Raw genomic sequence first — 19,451 nt, forward strand, 5'->3', positions numbered from 1 at the left:
GCACCTTTGAGCTCATCTTGTCGTAACACAGGCCAGCGGCGAAGCGCCGGCCTGTTCTTAACGCACTAGCGACGGTCTTCCAGGTCGAAACCTTGCGGAACATCGAAACGGCTGCCCCGCTCCATCTGTACGGTTGCGCTGGTCACATCGTAGATATAAGAAAAGACAGGTTTGTCCTTATCATGCTTGAGGCGATTTTCGATCTCTTCCCCTGCCTTATCCTTCATGAAATCACCAGCCATGTTGCCTAGCGAGCCAAGAGGATCCTTGACGTCAAAACCCGCCATACTGTTGCTTTCTTTCTTCTGTTGCTCGGGGCAGGTCTGGCTGTCGGCGTACCATTCGAGCTTGATGGAAACCGGGTAACCCGGAATCGCCTTCAGAGACCTGACGACTTCGGAGTCGTCGTCCAGCTCCTGCTTTTCGATATCGCCGGAAACCATCGCAACGGCCTTATAGATGTTATCGCCAAAATAGCGGGCCAGCGGGTTGCTCCGATCAGATACTGCATTGAGGTAGTTCTCCTGGAACTGGCCGTTGATGTCCCATACAGCCTTCATTTCGCTGTCGGCCTGACTCATCCAGAAGTCCATCGTCAGGAGATGTTTATCCTGATTCCCATCTTCGTCCTCGGAAGTGAGCTTCCACGTCGCAATGTACTGCTCGGCCGCAAAGCCGTTAATCGTACGCTGCACGTTTTTGGGCTCCACCCCAAAGCTGAAGTCCGAGGTCACCAACTGGCAGCTTTCCCCGCCGGAAGGGTCGTAAACCTCGTCATCGCTCGCTTCATCGTCCGGTGCATTCCCTTCTCCCAGCAGCTCCCAAACGCTCTTGTTGGCGCAACCGGAGAGGGGGCATTCGCGGTAGCTTTCACGGTCATAGTCGACAAGCCATTGCAGGTTCCTGTCCAAGCGCGCAATGGCTCCGGTATGGGTACTGCCAAGGAATTGGCTCGTAAACCAGGAGTCATACTCGATGTCTTCGATGATGGTCCTGCGATCCGGCCGGGTGTAGGTAACCTGCTCACCCTGCCCGTCGGGCAGGATATAGCCGGCGATCACATATTTGGCTTTCACGACGCTGGTTTCAGCGAGAGGGGTATGGTCTTCGACTTGGGGCGCTGCACAGCCCGCCAGGGCAGCGGCAACGAATGACGCAGGCAGGAGAGAAGATCGTTTTTTCACACAAGCATCCTTTTGTGTACTACCGTTTTCAGCGTTCGTTTCCTTAACGCCCGCCACAACAATATCGCGTTTCCGGGCAAACGCGATCGATGCCAAGGATAACGCGGAATATCAAAAAATCGAGATAAATGTTTACTTCCTGCACAGATAAGGACGGAAGTAAGACTGGGTGCACGGCCGTGGATCCCGGGCCAACTCACCGGCGTGTGCTGGTCCCGGGGCGGTGTCACCTATCGCTTAGAAGCCGTAGGAACGGGAAATGGTCTCTTTCTCGCCAGACTTCACCAGCTCCTGGTAGCTCTCATTCAGCGCACGCAGGATATCCGGATCGGTTTCCTTATGGACGGCCAGGTACATCGGCGTCTCACGGAAAACCAGGACACGCTCAAGACCCGTGACATCGGACGCATCGGCGGCGAGGTAGGGCCCCGCCAGCCCGTCGGTGACCCATAGATCGATCTGGTCCTCGACCAGACGACGGGCGTTAAGGCCGTTGTTGCTGATCGCCTCGACCTCGAAGCCCTGGTCGATCAGGTAGTTCGTCATGACGTCGCCTTTGTAACCACCGATCCGGTAGTCACGGGCGTCGTCTAGGTCATCAAGTTCGATCGAAGAATCCGGCTTTGCGAACAGCGACCACTTGATGCTCGCCAGCGGACCCACCCAGTTAAAAAACGGCTCCCGGTCGTCGGTCTTGGATACGCAGTAGATGCCGTGGTTCGGATGCTGCTCGGTACGGTTGAGTCCATAGGCGAGGTCGCGGAGTTTGATGCTGTATTCCAGCCCGCTATTGGCCAGCACAGCCTTCAGGATATCGGTGCAAAGGCCGGTAATATCGTCTTCAGAATGAGCAAACGGCTGACCGCTCGTTGTCATGTTGTAGGGAGGGTACTGCTCGGTATAGATCCTAAGCTCCTCGGTAGCCATAGCACTGCTTGCGACAACCAGCAGACTGGCCAACAGCCCGATTTTCACTTTCATGAACTTGCTCCGCTCATTTTGAATAACTGGATGGATAGCGCGGTATGGTATTGGAGGGGTATTCGGGGGGACAGTTGGGGATTGCCGAAGAGCGTGGGCGTACAACTCAGTCTAGGTATAAGCATTTCTATATAAACTGAAAAAAGGGGGCTTTACGGCCCCCTCAAATCACGATAAAGACTCACCTGATCAGAAGTCATAATCCGGCATAGCCGGCGCAGCGCCTTTCTTCTCCTCCGGTGCGTCACTCACCATAGCTTCCGTCGTGAGCATCAAGCTGGCGACAGACGCGGCGTTCTGCAGCGCGGTGCGGGCGACCTTGGCCGGGTCGATGATACCCATGGCGATCATGTCGCCGTATGCCTCGGTCTGGGCGTTATAGCCGTGGCTCGCACTGTCGTCGCTGCGGACCTTGTCCAACACCACGCTGGGTTCGACGCCCGCGTTAGCGACGATCTGGCGGAAGGGTTCCTCCATTGCGCGCAGGGCGATGCGGATACCGGCTTTCTGGTCATCATTGACCGCATTGAGCTCGGCCTTGCGAACCGCATCGGCAGCACGGACCAGGGCAATACCTCCGCCCGGTACAATGCCCTCTTCGACGGCTGCGCGGGTTGCGTGCAGCGCATCGTCTACCAGGTCCTTCTTCTCCTTCATTTCCAGTTCGGTGGCGGCACCGACCTTGATCACGGCAACCCCGCCGGAGAGCTTGGCGACCCGCTCCTGCAATTTCTCGCGGTCGTAGTCAGACTTGGAGGCGTCGATTTCCTTGCGGATCTGGGCCACGCGGGCATCGATGTCGGCCTTATCGCCGGCGCCGCCCACGATAATGGTATTTTCCTTGGTGATGACCACACGCTTGGCGGAGCCGAGCTGATCCAGGCTGGCCTTGTCCAGGGACAGACCGAGTTCTTCGGAAATCACCTCACCACCGGTCAACACGGCGATATCCTGGAGCATCGCCTTGCGACGGTCACCGAAGCCCGGCGCCTTGACGGCAGCGGCCTTGAGGATGCCGCGCAGGTTGTTCACCACCAGCGTGGCCAGGGCTTCGCCTTCGATGTCTTCTGCAATCAGCATCAGGGGCTTGCCCGCTTTGGCGACCGCTTCAAGAACCGGCAGCAGGTCACGGATGTTGCTGATCTTCTTGTCGAACAGCAGGACGTACGGGCTATCCAGCTCGACCTGCATCTTCTCCTGATTGGTGATGAAGTACGGTGAGAGGTAGCCGCGGTCGAACTGCATGCCTTCGACGACGTCCAGTTCGTTTTCGAGGGATTTGCCCTCTTCGACGGTGATCACGCCGTCGCGGCCGACCTTGTCCATGGCCTCGGCCAGGATGTCACCGATGTTGGTATCCCAGTTCGCAGAGACGGTAGCGACCTGACCGATGGACTTGTTGTCCTCGCAGGGTTTGGAGAGTTTCTTCAGCTCGTCCACGGCAGCGCTGGCCGCCAGGTCGATACCGCGCTTGAGGTCCATCGGGTTCATGCCGGCAGCGACAGCCTTATGACCTTCGCGCACGATGGCCTGTGCCAGCACGGTCGCGGTAGTGGTGCCATCACCGGCGAGGTCAGCGGTTTTCGACGCCACTTCCTTCACCATCTGGGCGCCCATGTTCTCGAATTTGTCCTTGAGCTGGATTTCCTTCGCGACGGACACGCCATCCTTGGTGACCCGGGGCGCGCCAAAGCTCTTGTCGATGATCACGTTACGGCCTTTAGGGCCCATGGTGACCTTCACAGCATCCGCCAGAGTATTCACGCCCGCCAGCATGCGGTTACGGGCACTCTGGGAAAAGGTGATTTCTTTTGCGCTCATGCTGCTTTCTCCTCAGCCTGCTCTTCTTCGATCACAGCAAGAATGTCGTTTTCACGAACGACCAGATAGGTCTCGCCGTCCAGTTTGATTTCGGTGCCGGCGTACTGGCCAAACAGCACGCGATCCCCCACTTTCACAGTCAACGGACGCTGTTCTCCGTTGTCCTGCAACGCGCCGCCACCAATCGCCAACACCTCGCCCTGGGTGGGCTTTTCGGCGGATTTGTCGGGAATGACGATACCGCCTTTGGTGGTGGTTTCCGCTTCCAGTCGACGAACAACCACCCGGTCATAGAGCGGTTTGATCTGCATTGAGATGTCCTCCTGAATAAATCCAATACACTGAAAACAACGTTGCAGGGACCGGCAATGATGCCGTCCACTGATCGCGAAAATAGGTACTGTTCTGACGCTTTCAAGAGGGCGTGACCGTCATTTTTTTGAATATTTTTTTATAAACGCATCATCGTTTATGCCTTGAATTGGCCCTTGGCTGTTTTATATTCAAAGTAAGTCAACCGGTAGGAGGTGTCGGCATGTGGGAACGAGCGGGTCAGACCTTTGAGCGCACATTGGGCGATTACTTCCGGGAACGCCTCGACGGCTGCGCGGACGCATTGGAACCGCGGCCGGAAGAAGACACGCTGTGGTACGTGGGAGCCACCCTCGCCCGGCTGGGAGACAGCCGCCAGTTGTTCAGCTATGAGGAGGGCCAATTGAGATTGCGTCCGCTGGCGCTGCTCTATAAGGACGCGCACGAAGCCTCCGCCGACCACGAGCGCTGCCTGATTCTCCGGCAACTGGGCGACCAAGCCCTGTTTATCGGTGCACTCTTCCCCGAACTATACGCCCGCAAGGGCTTCCAGCAGGACTACTTTGTTGGCATGGGCGGAGGCGCCTACGATTACCTCGCCGACAATGCCGCCAGCCATCGCCACGTCTTTGCGGAACTGGCTGAGCGCTTTTCGTCCTTTCTCGACCTGATTTCACAGGCCTGCGCCCGGAGGGGCAGCAACCATGTCGAGGATGTGCTGGCACTGTATCGGCAGTGGTGTGCGACCGGTGATGAACAGTTGGCCGATCAGTTGGTGATGATGGGTATTAGTTTGGATGGGAACGAGCAGGTGCATTAACGTACATCGCCTTGCTCACCATAACGATCTAGAGCCTTCATTTCGCCGCTCCCGTTTTAATGACATAAGAACAGGTTAGTTTTTTCCTCTTTTGCGTCATGAAGGGCCCGTTCCTATAATCGCCTTTCGGGACGCATCCGATCGCCGCAAATGGGCCTTCCAATTCCAATAACGCGTGGCGGTCCGTCTACTTCCAATAAAAAGGAAAACACCATGTTGAAACGTTGCACTCTTCTCGCCGCTGCGGCTTCCCTGCTGTTCAGCGCTGTCTCCCACGCCCAGTATAAGGATGAGTACACCGTCTCCACCGTTCTGCCGTCAGCCTTCCCCTGGGGCCAGGCCGCAGATAAATGGGTGGAGCTGGTAAAAGAGCGCTCCGACGGGCGCATCAACATGAAGATCTACAGTAACTCCCAACTGGTCTCGGGCGACCAGACCAAGGAATTTTCGGCCATGCGTTCCGGGCTGATCGATATGGCGGTGGGGTCTACCATCAACTGGTCGCCGCAGGTGCCCGAACTGAACCTGTTCTCCCTGCCCTTCCTGATGCCGGACTATGCAGCTATTGATGCCATCACCCAGGGTGAGGCCGGCGAGGCCGTTTTTGCAGCTATCAAGAAGCGTGGTGTGACGCCTCTGGCATGGGGCGAGAACGGCTTCCGCGAGCTCTCCAATTCCAAGCAGACCATCGACGAACCGGCCGACCTGGATGGCCTGAAAATCCGCGTTGTGGGTTCGCCGCTGTTTCAGGACACCTTTACGGCACTGGGCGCCAACCCGACCCAGATGAGCTGGGCTGACGCCAAGCCGGCGTTGACTACCGGCGCTGTCGATGGCCAGGAAAATCCATTGTCAGTCTTCGATGTGGCGCGTATCGACCAGGTCGGCCAGAAGTACCTGACCCGCTGGCACTACATGGCTGACCCATTGGTATTCGCCATCAGCAATCGTGTCTGGGATCAGTTCAACCCCGAAGATCAGGCACTGCTCAAGCAGGCTGCCATCGACGCCGGTCAGTGGGAGATCGAGAAATCCCGCAGTGAAATCGAAGATACCCTCGCGGCCATCAAGGACCGCGGTGTCGAAGTGACCGAACTGACGGACGAACAACGCGCCGCCTTCAAAGAAGCCACCCAGTCTGTCTACGACCAATGGGCCCCACGCATCGGCGAGGATCTGGTCAAGCAGGCACAGGACGCGGTCGCCAACCGCGCCCAATAAAAAGCGAGTTGCCCGGGCACCCGCTCTTCCCGGCGGGCGTCCTTTCTGACCCGGAGGTCCCATGCCGCCCCGTCCCCCTAAGTTCCGGCCTGATTCATGGCTGGCCACGATAGCCCTGCTCGCTATCTGCCTGATCAGTCTGGGCAATGTGATCGTGCGTTATGCGACCGATGCCTCTTTTGCCTTTACCGAGGAGTTTTCGGTGTTTTGCCTGGTGCTGCTCACGTTTGCCGGAGCCGCGGTGGCTGCGCGCCATAACCAGCACATCCGCATTGAACTGATCGAGCATCATCTGCCGACGTGGGCGCAAAAGGTGGTTTTCGTACTGCAATGGCTGGCAGGCGTCATCGTCCTGGGCACCATGGCCTGGTACGGGAGCACCTTCGCCCTGCAGGAATACCAATGGGAATCGCTGTCGCCGGGTCTCGGATTCCCGAACTGGATCTACGTGGTCTGGCTGCCCATCCTCGCCCTCGCCATCATCATCCGAATGACGCAAAACCTTATCGATCGCCTGCGCGGCAAGGACGACCCGGAGGTAATCCATGAGTCCTGACGTGCTGATGATCGTCAGCTTCCTGCTGGCGCTGCTGCTCGGCATGCCGGTGGCGATTGCCCTGGGTCTGGGCGGACTGGTGGGTATCGTAGCGGGACTGCCGCCGGCCATGCTGGGCACCTTCGGCACCAACACCTACAACAGCGTGGCCAAGTACCCGCTGATTGCGATCCCCCTGTTCATCCTGACGGGCCTGATCTTCGAGCGCGCCGGTGTTGCCGCCAGCCTGGTCCGTTTTGCCCAGGCGATTATCGGCCCCCGCCACGGTGGTTTGACGGTCGTTGCGGTATTGGTATGCCTGATTATGGGTGGGATGAGCGGGTCCGGACCCGCAGATGCCGCCGCCGTCGCGATGGTGATGCTACCAAGCATGCACAAGGCCGGTTATCCCAAGCCATTTTCGGCATCGCTAATCGCCGCATCGTCCTCCACGGCCATCCTGATTCCGCCGTCCATTGCCCTGATCCTCTACTCCATCGTCGTCCCTGGCGTGGATCTGCGGGCCCTGTTCGCCGCGGGACTGTTCCCCGGCATTCTCGCGGGTGTTTCCCTGCTGGCGCCAGCGCTTTACTTCGCTAAGAAGTACCGCTGGGAAGATCCGGAAACCGTCGAGCGACCACCGTTCTGGCCCAGCTTCAAGGCGGCCATTCCGGCGCTATTCGCACCCGTGATTATCCTGGGGGGACTACGCTCGGGCCTGTTCACCCCAACCGAAGCTGCAGTGGTTGCCGTTGCTTATGGTGTGATCGTCGGCTGCGTCCTCTACCGTAACCTCAGCATCCGCAACCTCTGGAGCCTGATGAGCGAAGCGGCCGTCACCTCCGGTGTGGTTATGTTCATCATCGCACTGGCCGGTATCTTTGCCTGGGCGGGCACCACACTGGGCACCTTCCAGCATCTGGCAGACGCATTACTGTCGCTCTCCGAAAACGGCTGGGTACTGTTGGGACTGGTCATGGTCCTGGTTTTGATTGCCGGCATGCTACTGGATGCCATCTCCATCTACCTGATCCTGATCCCGATCGTGCTACCGCTGATGAACCATTTTGGCTGGAACCCGATCTGGTTCGGCATCCTGCTGGCCATGAATATCGCCATCGGCCAGTTCACGCCCCCGGTGGCGGTCAACCTGATGGTCACTACGCGAATCGCCAATATCCGCCTGGAGCATACGGTCGGCTGGACACTGGTATTCATTGCCGCCATGGCCGCCAGCCTGCTGCTGGTGATGCTCGTGCCGGGTATTGCGCTCTGGTTACCGGAGAAACTGGGTTATCTGGTGGGGCCGTGGTAGGTCAGTCGATCCCCCGTTGGTTCTTTTATTTCAAAGCGATTTCGCCGTAATCTCGGCGTTAGAAGGTTGGGCTAAACCTCGTTCGTATCTGCCAACCGTTTGCCAATACCGCCCATGGTGGCCCTCAATCAATGAAACTATTTGCCGCCCAGCTCCGTCCCGTAACGGGTGATATCCAGGCCAACGTTGCCCGACATCTGCAGTTTATTGAGGGAGCCCACGATAAAGGGGCCGATCTCGTCTTCTTTCCGGAACTGTCCCTGACCGGCTTCGAACCTCGACTCGCCGAGCAACTGGCGATGGCCGTCGACGATCCTCGTCTTGCGGCGTTCCAGAATGCCAGCGGTCGCCTATCGATGATAATTGGCATTGGTCTGCCTCTTAAGGCCGACAACGCGATACAGATCGGCATGCTCTGGTTCACCCCAAAGCAAGCGGTCAGGCGCTATGCCAAACAATGGCTACACAGGGATGAATGGCCCTACTTCGTTGCTGGCGAGGCACAACTGTTGTTATCGCACGGTCCAGAGCGGTTGGCCCCGGCGATCTGCTACGAATCCATGCAGCCGGAGCATGCCATCCAGGCGGCCATACTCGGCGCAACCATTTACCTCGCCAGTGTCGCCAAGGACGCTGAATTAATGACTCGCGCCATGAGCCACTACCCGCAAATACCAAAGGAACATGGGATGCCGGTTGTCTTATCCAACGCTTTGGGCCCTTGCGACGATTTCGTCTGTGCAGGGCAATCGGCTGCCTGGAGCAGCGAAGGGGAACTGTTGGTGCAAATGGATGATCGAAGAGAAGGTGGTGTCTTACTGGATACGGCCAGCGGTGAAGCGTTTACTCATGTCTTCGAACTGGCGGAGAGTTCCTAAAGAACTTTGAAGGACAACGCGTATGGCCAGCTCTCGCCCAACGAGCCGGGCTGATCTCAACCCGACTGAACAACTTCGGCCTTCGGTTTCACGCCGAAAGGCCTTGGCTTATCTGGCTGCCGCCGGCGCTACGGCCTTTCTTCCTGGCCGGGCCAGCCATGCCCAGTCCAGTTCACCGGCAAGCCCTGGGTCGTGCTCGCTCATCAACAGCGAAACCGGGGGTCCATTCGAAGCCGACGGTTCCAACGGGCCCAATGTGCTTGACGACCCCGCCGTCTTCCGCAGCGATATCCGATCAAACCTGGATGGCAGCAATGTGCAGCCTGGCGTGCCGTTTACCCTCAAGATGATCGTGGTCGATGTCGCCAACAACTGCGCACCGGTCGTAGGCGCTGCGGTCTATCTCTGGCACTGCAACGCCGAAGGCAACTACTCGGCCTATTCCGGAATGGGCCAGGACGATCAAACCAGCCATACCTTTCTCCGCGGCGTGCAGGTCACCGACGCCAGCGGCCAGGCCAGATTCACCACGATCTACCCGGGGCGCTACCCCGGCCGGGCAACTCACTTCCATGCCCGGGTCTACAGTGACGACAGCTTCAGGACAACACGCCGAACAACCCAGTTTGCGTTCGACGATGACGCGAACAATCGCGTCTATGCCTCTAGTAGCCATTATCGGGGCAGCCAGAACGCTCGCGAGACGACAAATGGCCAGGACTGGCTGTTCAGGGACGGCATTGCCGGACAGCTACTTGCGCTGTCTGGCGGGCCGTCCGAAGGCTACGAGAGTACTATTGTCGTTGGCGTTTGATTGCCCGCTTAATTCTCGGTGTCCATGTCCAGGAAAAATCCGTTAAACCCGGAATTGAACCACGATACTCTGAAGCTCGTTTGCCATCCGCGTCAGGTCCTGGCCGGCTGTTGCCGTTTCTTCGGCGCCCTGGGCGGTCTGCTCGGTCATGGTGTTGAGCCGGACGATGTTGGAGTTGAGTTCTTCCGTAACACCCACCTGCTGCTCCGACGCGCTGGCAATCTGCGTCGCCATATCGTTAATTGAGGTCATGACCTGAGTTATGGTGGCGAGCTTGTTGCCGGCACCGGCAGCGAAGTCCACGGTTTTTCCGACTTGCTTACGGTTACTTTCCATCGAGGTCACAGCATCGTGGGAGACTGACTTCAGTTGGCCGATCATTTCGTCGATTTCCTGGGTCGACGTTTGCGTGCGGGAGGCCAACGCACGAACCTCATCAGCGACGACGGCAAACCCCCGGCCATGCTCTCCAGCCCTCGCAGCTTCAATCGCCGCATTCAGCGCCAGCAGGTTGGTTTGCTCGGCAATAGACTGGATAACCTGGAGCACGGTGCCAATGGTGGCGCTCGTTTCTTCCAGACGCTTGATAGCCTGCGCAGATGCCTCGATATCGTCGGCCAGGTGGGAGATTTCGTCGATGCTTTTCTCAACCGTCGTACGCCCTTCATGAGCATGCTGGTTTGCCTCGGCAACGGCATTCGCTGTATCGCTGATATTGCGTGCAATCTCCTGGGCGGTAGCCGACATTTCATGAACAGCCGCTGATAGCTGCCCCGTTTCGTTGCCTTGTTCGTCGATTGTCCGGGCAGTCTGCTCGGTGATCACCGACATTTCTTCAGACGCGGTAGCCAGTTGTGCCGTAACGTTGGAAATCTGGTTGATCATCGCCATCAGCTTTTGACGCATACCATTCATAGCTTCCAGGAGTTCGCCGACTTCGTCCTGGCTATCAATCGAGATTTCTTGGGTAAGGTCTCCGGAGGCGGTCACAATGGCTTTCCTGATGCCCTTGATGATGGCGCTTGCCACCACCCAGCTTACCAACAGACCGATAACCGCGCTCACGATAACCAGCACGATGATTGTCGTGAGAGCTTTCTTTTCATGACTCGTGGCGACAGCGGCGCTGCGCTGGGTGAAGCTCATGATCTCCCGCTGCAACGATTCCAGAGCATGATCCAGTTCTTCGGCGTGGGCATCGATGGTCGCCAATTGGGATTCAGCTGCTGCAATTCCGTTCGTAGCTAATGTGCTGAAAGCCTGTTCGACCTCTGCCTCGAACGATTTGTGGTCGGCGGCAATGTCTTTTATCGCCGCGTCGATGCGCCCAAACTCTTCAATGAGGCGTTTATCCGATATGCCGTCGACATTCACGGCAATCTCGTGAGCATGCTTGAGTTCGTCGTCAACGGCGGCGGACAGCTTGCGGAATTTGCTGATGGAGCGGGCCACTGCAGGGCTTTTAGCCCCGTCCGAATAGGCCTGACGGAAGGCAGTCTCGTAAGCAATAGTCTGCTCGAGCTGGTGTACGGTTATTTCCGAAATGACCTGGGTGAGCGGCAAGTCTTTCTCTGATACCAGAGTCAGCTCTTTACCGATGCTCACCATGGAATAGATGGTGTAACCAGAACTGATGGAGAAAATCAGAAGGATGAGGACGGCAGTGCCGACGATTTTCGTCCTGAGTGACAGTGCATTAAGAATACGGTTCACAGGCCTTATACTCCAAAGCCGGGCCTGACATTTGGTTGTTTGGCTTATCCTGAACCGTAAAGCACTTCCACTCCCTCGACCCTCCAGTCAGGCCGAAAGAGGGCAATGGAGGGAACTTACCTTCTGCCATATAGTTTTGAAAGCTAAACAGTGCAATGTTTTGTAGAGAAAACGAAAAATTCTTTGAAAGGCACAATGACCTAACCTTTAGATTTCTAAGACTTTTTAGACAAAGGTATTAAGTATTTCTACTACCGCCCAGCTCACGCCAACCATTGATTTACCTTATTATTGAACGACCTATAACAAATATTTACAGGTAATATCGGAAGCCCGCCGCCACATTGATATAGCATTTGAAGAGAGTAGCCCATGGGGCAATACGCTGACAGATAAAACAATCAAGCAACTCGCCAGAACGTTTACTGACGGCCAACTGCATAAAAAGGAACTTTCCATGCAATGCACCAGCTGCAAACAAGGCGAATTAACGCCTGCTTTCCTGGAACCGCAATTGCGGTCCCATGCCTGTAATAGGTGTGGGGGTGATTGGCTGCTGGTTGAGGACTACGTAGCCTGGAAGGAGCGCAACCCGGAGTTCACGATTGCCGAGCATGCGGACTTCGAGATCGAAGATACCAAGCACGCGCTTATCTGCCCGCAAACCGGCTCGATCATGCAGAAATACCACGTGTCGCACGATAGCGACCATAAGCTGGACTATAGCCCCCAGGTCGGCGGTATCTGGATGGACAAGGGCGAGTGGACCTACCTCAAGCTGGCCAACCTCGCCGGCTCTCTTAACAAGATCTTTACCGATCACTGGCAGAAGTCCATTCGCTCGCAAAGCGCCAAGGAAACATTCCAGGAGATCTATCGCGAAAAATTCGGTGGAGACGACTACCGCCGGGCCCGGGACGTTCGCGAGTGGCTCCAGAACCACGAAAACAGAGCCGATCTGCGCGCCTATATCCTGGCAGCGGACCCGTACTCTGCGGATCGCTAACCTGTGGCGGAGGGGGATGTTGAAGCCGCGCGATCACCTCATATCATCGTCGAAGTATTTCTGCCTCTGCGGAGTAAGCAATAGCGGCCCGGACAGGCTTTAGGCGTTTTCGAAGATGGCAAAGAAGACATTACTTCCCCTCCTCTTGGCAACAGCACTTGCATCAACCGTTCATGCCGCCGGTCCCACGGCAGACCAGCTCCAAGGCAAGTGGCGGATCATCGACGACTACGGGCTTTCGGAAGAGATGGGTGACCTGGGCGAAGACCTCTGGGTGTTCGAAGAAAGCCAGGTGACCGTGGTTAGCGGTGGTCATGCCTTTTCTCCGGATAGGTTCCGGCTGGACAACGACGTGCTGTATATGGGCGATTTCGGGGTGAAAATTCTGGAGTTCAGCCCTTCCAGGATGAAGGTCGACACCTCCGGCATTGTCCAGAACCTGGAGAAAGTGCAGTAGGGGCGTAGGTTAACGCATGGATCGGGAAGATTCGGCAAGTACGCGCTGCTATCGTGTTACCCTGCACCGCATCGTCATCCGGGAGCCATCATGTCCGAAGATCCGCTCAAGAAACTCTCCGACCTGGCCAGCGAAGCCCATACACGCATCCAACAGGTCCATCAGCACATCAATCCGGTGGTCGGCGTGCGGCGCGGCATGCGCGATATCGGTATTCCGGCCGATGCCATGACCATCGACTGCCTGCGTACGCGGCGGCGCATCGTGCTGGTATTGCACGATGAGGATCCCGGCGTATTGCTGTATCAGTTCTCCACCATCGATGAGGACATTGGCCTGGATTTCCAGCGCATGGCCATGGCCGACGTAAACGTCGCAACGCTGTTTAGCTGGATGGAGGATTACTTTTCCGACGAGGCGCCGGACAGCCCGATTCACTAAGTGATGCCCCATCACGCGCCGTATCGGCCCTAACGCGCTCGCCTCTCAGCCAGTCCGCACATTGTACGGGTTCGAAAGCACGTTGCCCGATTGCCCCAGCATCCATATCGGTTAGAATTGGCGCCTCTTTTTAGATAGCTGCCTAACGAGCATGTTGGGTGGGCCTGTCTGCGACTTTTCCCGTCCGCGCTCCAAGGAGTCCCCATGCCACACCCCGCTGAAACCTCGGTCATCCCGTCCGGCATTGGCGCAATACGCCATTACTTCAATATTCTGGGGCCGGGCATTCTCGGGGCTGCCGCAGCCATCGGCGGCTCCCACCTGGTCGCGTCGACCCAGGCGGGAGCACACTACGGCTGGCAACTTGCGGGCTTGGTGCTCCTGGTCAATCTGCTGAAGTACCCGTTCTTCCAGATCGGTGCGCGCTACACCATGGCCGCGGATGAGACGCTGATCCAGGGTTACGATCGCATCGGCCGCGGCTACCTCTACCTATTCACGGCATTGAATATTTTCGCCTCGGTAGTCAGTACGGCTGGCGTTTCCATGCTCTGCGGCAGCATCCTCGGCCTGTTCCTCGGGGATCGGCTGAACGTGACCCAACTTACGATGATCGTGCTGGCAGGTTCACTGGTCTTCCTGATTTCCGGCCACTACAAGACTCTGGACCGGGTAACCAAGTGGATCATTGCCGCGCTGTCGGTGTGCACCGTCGCAGCCCTGGTGATCGCGTTGGACGAAGGCGGCGTGGCTCCGCCTGAATTCATCTCGCCAAGCCCCTGGAACCTGGCGGCACTGGGTTTCCTCGTTGCGCTGATGGGCTGGATGCCTGCGCCGATCGAATTGTCGTCGTGGAACAGTGTGTGGCTGAGGCAGAAAAAGAAGGTACTGGGCGACGAATTGCAGTACCGCGACTCGCTGATCGACTTCAATGTCGGTTACATCACTTCCACGCTGCTTGCGCTCGCCTTCATGGGCCTGGGTGCGCTGGTACTGCATGGCAGCGGTATCGAGCTTTCCAGTTCGGGCATTGGCTTTGCGCATCAGTTCGTCGATGTCTACGCGGGCGTGATCGGCGAATGGAGTCGGTGGCTGATCGCTGTCGTGGCGTTCCTCTGCATGTTCTCCACGACCGTCACCGTGCTCGATGGCTATAGCCGGGCCTTGAGCGAATGCTTCGTACAGTTCGGTCAACCAACAGGTAGCGGCCCGACCGGGCATGGCGCTCACTTCACCTATCCGCTGATGGTTGTCATGGCGGCGGTTGCGGCCCTGATCGTGATGTTCTTCAAGGGTGCGCTGTTGGCCATGCTTGAATTCGCCATGGTCTCGGCATTTGTCAGTGCGTTTATCTTTGCCTGGCTGAATTATCGACTGATGGGGTTGGATACGGTACCGGCGAAATATCGGCTGGGAACCGGCATGAAAGTCCTCGGATGGATCGGCATCCTGTTCTTTGGCGGCGTTAATCTGCTACTCGCATATTGGTACCTGTTCCTGAAGTGATTGGCAGGTGAAGCCTTCGACGCCCCCGGAAGCCTATCCAGGGGGCGTCGCCCGCCATGGGGTCACGGCCGCGGGATGAGCCCCCGCTCTACCATGCTGTTCAGGTGCTGGATCAGGCTTTCCTCCGTACGCCGGCACATCGCCTGAAAACCGGCCTGCCGAGCTTTGGTCAGATCGAGCACGGCGTCTCTCTCGACGTTAAAGATGAAATCGCCGAAGCCACCCTGGGCAATCTGATCGATATCCGCTACGGCGAGCTTTTCGCGTTCTGCCAAGTTACGCCAGACAGTCTTGGCATGCTGGTTCAACCGGGTTTGCAGGTTGATAGGCTGGGGTTCGCCAGCATCGAGTCCGAACCACTCGGCCAGCCTGGGCCAGAGATGTTTCCAGCGGAACTGGTCGCCGTTGGTTATGTTGTAGGCGCCATCTTTTCCGTCCTCTGCCGCCCATCTCACCGCATCACCCACGACCTCCGCATCACATGCGTTGACGAGTACCTCGTAGGCCTCTGCCGGTCCGGGAAACTGGAACGCGACACCCATTTCGCGGCATAAAGAACCATAGAGGCCGATCAGGTTCCCAAGATTCATAGCCGAGCCCAATGAGTGGCCCAAAACGATATCCGGTCGCAAGGCGGTCCAACGGATGCCCTTCTCAGGTAGAGTCTTGGCGAAATCCTCATGGCGAAAATAGAGATTGGGCGGGAAATGGCGACTATCGTCCTCCCGAGCCGGCGTCTTGTAGACGCCCAGGTGCGCGCCATAAACCTTCGCACCCTGGAGAAAGATTACCCGCTCCAGCGGCGCGCCGACGTCGATAAGGGTATTGACCAGATTCTCGAACATGGCGGCATTCTCATCCGCTTCGAGCGCCGCATCATCGTTCGGTTTCAGCGCTGCATAGCAGACGTGACTTATCTTGCCCAGGCTGCTCCCGTGCCTTTTGAGACTACTCTTGTCCAGCAGGTCGCCAGATATATGGCGGCCTTTGCCCGGCCCCTGGTCAGAGCGGGACAGTGTCGTTACATCCCATCCTGCCGCTTCCATCGCCTCGGTCGTACCACGGCCGGTTACGCCGCTGGCACCGGCGACAAGCATATGTTTAACCATGAGGATCCCTCCTTACCGGATAATCTTTCGATCGAATGTAGGCCCTTATACGGGGCACTCGGAACTGCGGTCGACGATGGCTCGATCCGCGCCGGTACTTCATAACACCCTTAAGCTGCACTATGGTGGCTGTTAACGAAAGGGAAAAGAACACCGGTTAAAGGAGGCATTCCATGGCCCATCGCTTCAAGGTCGGAGACCACGTTACCTGGAATTCAGAAGTGGGTTACGTGAGCGGCAGGATCATCCGGGTGCATACTCGCGATACCGAGTACAAGGGACATAATCGACGTGCCAGCAAGGAAGAGCCGCAATACGAGATCAAGAGCGACAAGACGGACCACATTGCCATGCACAAGGATTCTGCCCTTAGCAAAGTGGACGAGCGAGGGGAGTGAAACGCCGGGGCCGTCGTGGTAGCCCCGGCGAGCTGGATCAGTAGTGGATCACCGTCCGGATGCTCTTGCCTTCATGCATCAGGTCGAATGCTTCGTTGATCTCATCCAGCTTGAGGTTATGGGTAATGAACACGTCCAGCGGGATCTCGCCCTTTTCCGCCTTTTCGACGTAGCTCGGCAGTTCGGTGCGTCCCTTCACGCCGCCAAAGGCTGAGCCCTTCCAGACGCGGCCAGTGACCAACTGGAACGGACGGGTACTGATTTCCTCACCGGCACCGGCCACACCAATGATGATCGATTCGCCCCAGCCCTTGTGGGCACATTCAAGCGCCGAGCGCATCAGCTTGACGTTACCGACGCATTCGAAGGAATAGTCCACACCGCCGTCGGTCATTTCGATGATGACCTCCTGGATCGGCTTATCGTAGTCGTTGGGATTGACGAAGTCCGTCGCGCCCAGCTCTTCGGCAATCTTGAACTTGGACGGGTTGATGTCGACTGCGATGATGCGTCTGGCCTTTGCCATAGTCGCACCAATGATGGCCGCCAAGCCGATACCACCCAGGCCGAAGATCGCAACGGTGGCTCCCTCTTCCACTTTGGCGGTATTGAGCACCGCACCGATACCGGTAGTGACGCCACAGCCCAGCAGGCAGACCTTGTCCAGCGGCGCTTCCTTGGGGATCTTTGCCAGCGAGACTTCCGGCAATACGGTGTATTCGGAGAAAGTGGAGGTGCCCATGTAGTGGTAGAGGGGCTCGCCGTTATAGCTGAAGCGTGAGGTGCCGTCAGGCATGACACCCTTGCCCTGGGTCGCACGGACGGCACCGCACAGGTTGGTCTTGCCGGACATACAGAACTTGCACTCGCCGCATTCGGCGGTATAAAGCGGAATCACATGGTCGCCCACTTCTACTGACGTGACGCCCTCACCGACGGCCTCGACGATACCGCCACCTTCATGACCCAGGATTGTCGGGAACAGGCCTTCCGGATCCGCCCCGGACAGGGTGTAGGCGTCGGTATGACAGACGCCCGTGGCGACGATGCGCACCAAGACTTCCCCCGCCTTGGGTGGTTCGACATCCACTTCAACAATTTCCAGCGGCTTGTTGGGGCCGAAAGCTACGGCTGCACGGGATTTCATCTCTGGGTTCTCCTCGATTTCGATGTTCGTTGAATTCGATTAGGATAGGCCACGCGCCTGGCGGTTGCTCGCCTATCTGCTCAGGATCAGGGACAGATAACCCGCAGATATGGACACCGCTCCGCCGCCCATCGACACAATGCGCCATTTGGCCCAACGAGAGAACCCCTATGCCCGCCGGCCAACACCGCGTCGATCTCGTCATCTACCCCGGTTTCAAGTCCCTCGAAGCGGTTGGTCCGCTGACGGTGTTTACCTACGCCAACAAACACCTGGAAGAACAGGGCGAGTCCGCCTTCTACGATATCCGGATTGCGGCGTCCGAGCTCGCCCCTGTCACCTCGGACACCGTCATTGCGCTGCAACCGACGCAGCAACTGGACCCGGACGATCTACCGGATACTGCCCTCGTCGCCGGCGCCCACGATATCGAAACGTCCATGGCAAACGCCCAGGGCGTGATTGACTGGGTTCAGGCCAGCGCGCCATCGATCCGGCGCTTTGCCACACTCTGTACCGGTACCTTTTTTCTTGCTGAAACAGGTTTACTGAATGGCCGTCGTGCCACCACGCACTGGCGCATGTCGGACCGGCTTGAGCACCGATATCCTGCCATCGACGTGGATGTGGACGCGATCTTTATCCAGCAGGACAACCTGTGGACATCGGCGGGCGTCAGTGCCGCCATCGACCTGTCACTGGCCTTCGTGGAGCGGGATTGTGGGCATAAGCTGGCCCTGGAAGTGGCCCGGGACCTGGTTATCTTCCTTAAGCGGCCGGGTGGCCAGTCCCAGTTCAGCGCGGACCTGGCCAGCCAGATGCCGGAAAGCTCCGCGGTCAGGCGCATTCAGGGGTGGGCCATGGATAACCTGGAGACGCCTTTTACACTGGGTGAGATGGCCGATCAGGCGTCCCTGAGCATTCGTCACCTGACGCGCCTGTTCCAGAAGGAAACGGGGAGGTCGCCCATGGAATTCGTCGAACGCGCCCGACTCGATAAGGCACGCCGTCTGCTGCAGGATACGGACCTGCCTCTCAAGAGCATTGCCTTCCGCTGCGGCTTTTCGTCGGATGACCAGTTCCGTCGCACCTTCCGCAAGTACCTGTCGGTGGTGCCGAACGATTACCGGTCACGGTTCTCGAGCCCGAACTGACAGACTCCCGGAAGTTATCCCGATCTGTCGAGCGCAGCGGAAGAGGCCTAAACTGGCACGATGCCCTGAATCAGTGGAGCATGAGCATGCAAGTTGAACCCGCGACGCTGGAAGACTGCCTCGCCATCGCCAAGGTGCATGTCGAATCCTGGCAGGTGGCCTATAGGGACTTTCTTCCCGCTGACTACCTTGCCACGCTCTCCACCGAGAAGCGCGCGGCAACCTGGCGAGAGTTCGTTACGCGTTATCCGGGTCGCCTGTTGGTGGCCCGCGATGCGGAACACATCGTCGGCTTCGTAGCGTTCGGTCCGTCGCGCGACACCGGCGCCCCCAGCGACCGCGCCGAAATCTGGTCCATCTATGTCAAACCATCCTCGTGGTCATCGGGCGTCGGTCGTTGCCTTTGGCTTGCCGCACTGAAGCAAATCCGAGCTGCCGGATACGCTTCTGTGAGCCTCTGGGTCATTGCAGGCAACGAACGAGCGATCCGCTTCTATACCGGCACGGGTTTCGTACCTGACCCAGAAAGCCGTGGCACGTTCGAGATTGGCGGTACTGAACTGGAGGACGTTCGGTACATCCTCGAGATTGAATCTGGTATCGGTGGGGAGGTCTCACCACATCTGGAATGACGGGCTC

Annotated in this window: 20 protein-coding genes; 13 read left to right on the top strand and 7 right to left on the bottom strand. The window is 57.8% G+C overall.

The window, feature by feature from the left end:
- Positions 1 to 65 precede the first annotated feature (65 nt).
- The 4 genes from RE428_RS20760 to groES form a co-directional block, all read right to left on the bottom strand.
- Positions 66 to 1,184 carry a hypothetical protein gene (locus RE428_RS20760; RefSeq protein ID WP_004580253.1) on the bottom strand — a complete coding sequence of 373 codons (1,119 nt, stop codon included), beginning with the start codon at positions 1,182 to 1,184 and terminating at the stop codon, positions 66 to 68.
- A gap of 237 nt (positions 1,185 to 1,421) precedes the next feature.
- Positions 1,422 to 2,165: a substrate-binding periplasmic protein gene (locus RE428_RS20765; RefSeq protein WP_004580252.1), complete on the bottom strand. Its 744-nt coding sequence runs from the start codon at positions 2,163 to 2,165 to the stop codon at positions 1,422 to 1,424.
- A gap of 189 nt (positions 2,166 to 2,354) precedes the next feature.
- A complete protein-coding gene (gene groL, locus RE428_RS20770) occupies positions 2,355 to 3,986 on the bottom strand; it encodes a chaperonin GroEL (RefSeq protein ID WP_004580251.1) in 1,632 nt (543 codons plus the stop codon).
- Positions 3,983 to 4,297: a co-chaperone GroES gene (gene groES / locus RE428_RS20775; RefSeq protein WP_004580250.1), complete on the bottom strand. Its 315-nt coding sequence runs from the start codon at positions 4,295 to 4,297 to the stop codon at positions 3,983 to 3,985. Before groES ends, groL begins: the two co-directional genes overlap by 4 nt.
- Before the next feature lie 224 nt (positions 4,298 to 4,521).
- Between groES and RE428_RS20780 the strand changes: the two genes are divergently transcribed.
- From RE428_RS20780 to RE428_RS20805, 6 genes are all read left to right on the top strand, one after another.
- A complete protein-coding gene (locus tag RE428_RS20780; RefSeq protein WP_004580249.1) occupies positions 4,522 to 5,118 on the top strand; it encodes a hypothetical protein in 597 nt (198 codons plus the stop codon).
- Positions 5,119 to 5,331: 213 nt separating this feature from the next.
- Positions 5,332 to 6,339 carry a DctP family TRAP transporter solute-binding subunit gene (locus RE428_RS20785; protein ID WP_004580248.1) on the top strand — a complete coding sequence of 336 codons (1,008 nt, stop codon included), beginning with the start codon at positions 5,332 to 5,334 and terminating at the stop codon, positions 6,337 to 6,339.
- A gap of 61 nt (positions 6,340 to 6,400) precedes the next feature.
- A complete protein-coding gene (locus RE428_RS20790) occupies positions 6,401 to 6,895 on the top strand; it encodes a TRAP transporter small permease (RefSeq protein WP_004580247.1) in 495 nt (164 codons plus the stop codon).
- Entirely contained in the window at positions 6,885 to 8,189 is a 1,305-nt protein-coding gene (locus RE428_RS20795; RefSeq protein ID WP_004580246.1) for a TRAP transporter large permease, read from the top strand. The genes RE428_RS20790 and RE428_RS20795 overlap by 11 nt, the downstream gene beginning before the upstream one ends.
- A 131-nt stretch (positions 8,190 to 8,320) precedes the next feature.
- A complete protein-coding gene (locus tag RE428_RS20800; protein ID WP_004580245.1) occupies positions 8,321 to 9,067 on the top strand; it encodes a carbon-nitrogen hydrolase family protein in 747 nt (248 codons plus the stop codon).
- A gap of 22 nt (positions 9,068 to 9,089) precedes the next feature.
- Positions 9,090 to 9,881, top strand: coding sequence for a dioxygenase family protein (locus tag RE428_RS20805; RefSeq protein WP_004580244.1), 792 nt, complete (start codon positions 9,090 to 9,092; stop codon positions 9,879 to 9,881).
- Between the two features lie 42 nt (positions 9,882 to 9,923).
- Here RE428_RS20805 and RE428_RS20810 read toward each other — a convergent pair whose 3' ends face one another.
- A complete protein-coding gene (locus RE428_RS20810) occupies positions 9,924 to 11,594 on the bottom strand; it encodes a methyl-accepting chemotaxis protein (protein ID WP_004580243.1) in 1,671 nt (556 codons plus the stop codon).
- Positions 11,595 to 12,051: 457 nt separating this feature from the next.
- On the opposite strand from RE428_RS20810, the gene RE428_RS20815 reads away from it, so the two are divergent.
- From RE428_RS20815 to RE428_RS20830, 4 genes are all read left to right on the top strand, one after another.
- Entirely contained in the window at positions 12,052 to 12,600 is a 549-nt protein-coding gene (locus tag RE428_RS20815; RefSeq protein ID WP_004580242.1) for a zf-TFIIB domain-containing protein, read from the top strand.
- 115 nt (positions 12,601 to 12,715) lie between these two features.
- On the top strand, positions 12,716 to 13,057 hold the full coding sequence (locus RE428_RS20820) for a hypothetical protein (protein ID WP_004580241.1): 342 nt from the start codon (positions 12,716 to 12,718) through the stop codon (positions 13,055 to 13,057).
- Positions 13,058 to 13,147: 90 nt separating this feature from the next.
- Complete coding sequence (locus RE428_RS20825; protein WP_004580240.1) at positions 13,148 to 13,498, top strand: hypothetical protein; 351 nt, start codon at positions 13,148 to 13,150, stop codon at positions 13,496 to 13,498.
- Between the two features lie 204 nt (positions 13,499 to 13,702).
- The gene (locus RE428_RS20830; RefSeq protein ID WP_004580239.1) at positions 13,703 to 15,004 is read left to right on the top strand and encodes an Nramp family divalent metal transporter; all 1,302 of its coding nucleotides are present in this window, start codon (positions 13,703 to 13,705) and stop codon (positions 15,002 to 15,004) included.
- A gap of 62 nt (positions 15,005 to 15,066) precedes the next feature.
- Here RE428_RS20830 and RE428_RS20835 read toward each other — a convergent pair whose 3' ends face one another.
- Positions 15,067 to 16,113, bottom strand: coding sequence for an SDR family oxidoreductase (locus tag RE428_RS20835; protein WP_004580238.1), 1,047 nt, complete (start codon positions 16,111 to 16,113; stop codon positions 15,067 to 15,069).
- A gap of 173 nt (positions 16,114 to 16,286) precedes the next feature.
- On the opposite strand from RE428_RS20835, the gene RE428_RS20840 reads away from it, so the two are divergent.
- Positions 16,287 to 16,511: a hypervirulence associated TUDOR domain-containing protein gene (locus RE428_RS20840; protein WP_004580237.1), complete on the top strand. Its 225-nt coding sequence runs from the start codon at positions 16,287 to 16,289 to the stop codon at positions 16,509 to 16,511.
- 37 nt (positions 16,512 to 16,548) lie between these two features.
- Here RE428_RS20840 and RE428_RS20845 read toward each other — a convergent pair whose 3' ends face one another.
- Entirely contained in the window at positions 16,549 to 17,658 is a 1,110-nt protein-coding gene (locus RE428_RS20845) for an S-(hydroxymethyl)glutathione dehydrogenase/class III alcohol dehydrogenase (RefSeq protein WP_004580236.1), read from the bottom strand.
- A 170-nt stretch (positions 17,659 to 17,828) separates the two neighbouring features.
- Here RE428_RS20845 and RE428_RS20850 point away from each other — a divergent pair, with 170 nt between their 5' ends.
- Positions 17,829 to 18,812: a GlxA family transcriptional regulator gene (locus tag RE428_RS20850; protein ID WP_004580235.1), complete on the top strand. Its 984-nt coding sequence runs from the start codon at positions 17,829 to 17,831 to the stop codon at positions 18,810 to 18,812.
- 86 nt (positions 18,813 to 18,898) lie between these two features.
- A complete protein-coding gene (locus tag RE428_RS20855; protein ID WP_004580234.1) occupies positions 18,899 to 19,444 on the top strand; it encodes a GNAT family N-acetyltransferase in 546 nt (181 codons plus the stop codon).
- Positions 19,445 to 19,451 lie beyond the last annotated feature (7 nt).

Origin of the sequence: Marinobacter nanhaiticus D15-8W (genome assembly GCF_036511935.1) — a bacterium.
GTDB classification, from domain to species: domain Bacteria; phylum Pseudomonadota; class Gammaproteobacteria; order Pseudomonadales; family Oleiphilaceae; genus Marinobacter_A; species Marinobacter_A nanhaiticus.